2 protein-coding genes are annotated in these 3,417 nt (G+C 68.8%); both read right to left on the minus strand.

Features of this window, described 5'->3' with window-relative positions; genetic code table 11:
• Positions 1 to 41: 41 nt before the first annotated feature.
• On the minus strand, positions 42 to 1,466 hold the full coding sequence (locus tag K8V84_RS17130; RefSeq protein WP_304076110.1) for a dicarboxylate/amino acid:cation symporter: 1,425 nt from the start codon (positions 1,464 to 1,466) through the stop codon (positions 42 to 44).
• A gap of 452 nt (positions 1,467 to 1,918) precedes the next feature.
• The coding region (locus tag K8V84_RS17135) for a biotin/lipoyl-containing protein (protein WP_304076111.1) at positions 1,919 to 3,417 on the minus strand (1,499 nt) is incomplete at its 5' end.

Genomic DNA, 3,417 nt, shown 5'->3' on the forward strand with positions numbered 1-3,417 from the left:
ATCTACCTTCGACGGGCCCCTGATCGGTTCGTGTGCGCGAGCTAGCTCTTCGCGCTCGAACCGGCGGTGGCGCGTTCGGCCTCCGGGTCGCGTTCCTCGGCCTCGGCGGACAGGGTGCCCGGCTCGTCCAGCGGAACGAAACCGGTGGAACCCCGGCGGGCGTTGTAACGGACCAGGTCGAGGATGCCCTCGCGCTTGGCGACGACGGCCGGGACCAGGGCCTGACCGGCGACGTTGGTCGCGGTGCGGCCCATGTCCAGGATCGGGTCGACGGCCAGCAGCAGGCCCACGCCCTCCAGGGGCAGACCCACCGTGGACAGGGTCAGGGTGAGCATGACCGTGGCGCCGGTGGTGCCCGCGGTCGCGGCCGATCCGATGACCGAGACGAACACGATCAGCAGGTAGTCGGTGAACGCCAGCTCGATCCCGAAGAACTGGGCGACGAAGATCGCCGAGATCGCCGGGTAGATCGCGGCGCAACCGTCCATCTTGGTGGTCGCGCCGAACGGCACCGCGAACGCCGAGTAGTAGCGGGGCACGCCCAGGTTCTGCTCGGTGACCTGCTGGGTGACGGGCATGGTGCCCATCGAGGAGCGGGACACGAAGCCCAGCTGGACCGCGGGCCACACACCGGAGAAGTACTTGGCGGGGGACAGGCCGTTGACCAGGGCCACGATCGGGTACACGACGAACAGCACCAGCGCCAGGCCGATGTAGATGGTGATCGTGTACTTGCCGAGCGCGCCGATGGTCGTCCAGCCGTAGCTGTAGACGGCGTTGCCCAGCAGACCCACGGTGCCGATCGGGGCCAGACGGATGACCCACCACAGCGCCTTGAGCACGACCTGCAGGGTCGACTCGGTGAAGTTGATGAAGGGCTCGGCCGGCTTGCCGACCTTGACGGCGGCGATGCCCAGCACGACCGCGATGACGATCAGTTGCAGGGCGTTGAAGCTGAGGGAGGTGCTCAGGTCGTCGGCGTTGGTCTCGGCGGCCAGACCCAGGAAGTTGGCCGGCACCAGGCTCTCGATGAACGCGAGCCAGGATCCCTGGCTGCCGGGCTCGGCCAGGTTGGAGTCGTCCACGGCGCTGTTGAGGCCGGGACGGACCACCAGACCCAGGGTGATGGCGATGGCCACCGAGACCAGCGCGGTGATCGCGAACCACAGAAGGGTCTTCCAGGCCAGACGCGCGGCGTTGGTGACGTTGCGCAGGTTGGCGATGGAGGAGATGACGGCGAGGACGATCAGCGGCGGAACGATCGTGCGCAGCAGGGTGACGAAGGTGCCGCCGATGGTCTCCAGGGTGGTGGCGAGCCAGTTCGGCTCACCGTCGCCCACCGGCCCGATCTGGATGGCGACCACACCGAGGGCGAGGCCGAGGACGAGGCCGAGGAGGACCTGGACTCCGAAGGACGGAAGCGGAAAACGCCGCCTCTTCTTGACCTGTTCGGTCTGAGTGGACACGGAAGTGGCTCCAAGCGAGATGCCGGAGCGAGGGCACGCCACAGTGTGCGGACGTACGAGGACTCCGGCTAGGGGAACGGGTGGGTGTCACCGGAAAGAGGGTGACGACGGGAAAGGCGTGGCGGCGCGCAGCCCGAACGGGCGCGCGTGGACCTAGCTACACGCGTGGCTGGCGAAGCGGCACAGGTCGATGTGCCACCTTCGTGTCAGTCCCCAGATGTTCGTCACGATCGAGAACACTAGCCCTGTTTGCTTACCTTTTCCATACGTCCTCGACCGCTTTCCGTGTCCCTCCTGCCCAGAAGCCTTGCTGCGCTGCTTCTTCCCGCTTCCGAGGGCGATGAGGATCACCCCGGTGGCCTGCGCCGGACCCGCTTCAAAGGGGACGAACGACGAAGGGGCACCGCCGGGTCTGAACTGGTCCCCCGGCGATGCCCCTCGGACGAACCCTGTCAGGCGTCCTTGATCTCGCAGATGATGGCTCCGTTGCCCACGGTCTCGCCCGGGGCGACCTTCAACCCGCTCACCGCACCGGCCTTGTGCGCGCTCAACGGCTGCTCCATCTTCATCGCCTCGATGACCACCACCGTGTCACCCTCGGTGACCTGGGCGCCCTCCTCGGCCACGACCTTGACCACGGTGCCCTGCATCGGTGAGACGAGCGCGTCACCGCCGACCACCGCCGCGCCGCCGCTCCTACGAGAGGCACGCTTCTTCCTCCCACCACCGGCGGTGGTGGCGGCGGCCGCACCCAAAGAAGCGGGCAGGACCACCTCCACGCGTTTACCGCCGACCTCCACGGTCACACTCTCTCGCTCGGCCGACTCGGCGGAACCCGCTTCGCCGTCCCAGGGGGCGATCGTGTTGTCGAACTCGGTCTCGATCCAGCGGGTGTAGACCCCGAACTCCTGGTCGGGGTCGGCGGGGGCGAACGCCTCGTCGACCACCACGGCCTGGTGGAAGGGGATCACGGTGGGCATCCCACCGACGGTGAACTCGGCCAGGGCCCGCCTGGAGCGCTGCAGCGCCTCGGTGCGGGTGCGGCCGGTCACGATCAGCTTGGCCACCATCGAGTCGAAGGCCTGCGGGACGGTGAATCCGGCCTCACAGCCGGTGTCGACCCGCACACCCGGGCCGGTGGGCAGGGCCAGTTCGGTGATGGTGCCCGGGGCGGGCATGAAGCCTCGGCCCGGGTCCTCGGCGTTGATCCGAAACTCCACGGAGTGGCCGCGGATGGCCGGGTCGTCGTAGCCGAGTTCTTCGCCGTCGGCGATGCGCAGCATCTCCCGCACCAGGTCGATACCGCTCACCTCCTCGGTGACGGGGTGTTCGACCTGCAGACGGGTGTTGACCTCCAGGAAGGAGATGGTGCCGTCGACGCCGACCAGGAACTCACAGGTGCCGGCGCCCACGTATCCGGCCTCCTTGAGGATGGCCTTGGAGGAGGCGTACAGGCGCTCGACCTGGTCCTGGGTCAGGAAGGGGGCGGGGGCCTCCTCCACCAGCTTCTGGTGGCGGCGCTGCAGGGAGCAGTCGCGGGTGGAGACCACCACGACGTTGCCGTGGGCATCGGCCAGGCACTGCGTCTCCACGTGCCGGGGCTTGTCCAGGTAACGCTCCACGAAGCACTCACCACGCCCGAACGCCGTCACCGCCTCGCGCACCGCCGACTCGTAGGCGTCGGGCACCTCGGCCAGGGTGTGGGCCACTTTGAGGCCGCGCCCGCCGCCGCCGAAGGCCGCCTTGATCGCGATCGGCAGACCGTGCTGCTCGGCGAAGGTCACCACCTCCTCGGCGGAGGTCACCGGGTCGGCGGTGCCCGCGACCAGCGGCGCGCCGACCTTCTGCGCGATGTGGCGGGCCTGGACCTTGTCGCCCAGCGCGGTGATCGCCGCCGGGGGCGGACCGATCCAGGTCAGGCCGGCGTCGATGACGGCCTGGGCGAAGTCGG

Origin of the sequence: Nocardiopsis listeri, from assembly GCF_020741345.1 — a bacterium.
In the GTDB taxonomy this organism is placed as follows: domain Bacteria; phylum Actinomycetota; class Actinomycetes; order Streptosporangiales; family Streptosporangiaceae; genus Nocardiopsis; species Nocardiopsis listeri_A.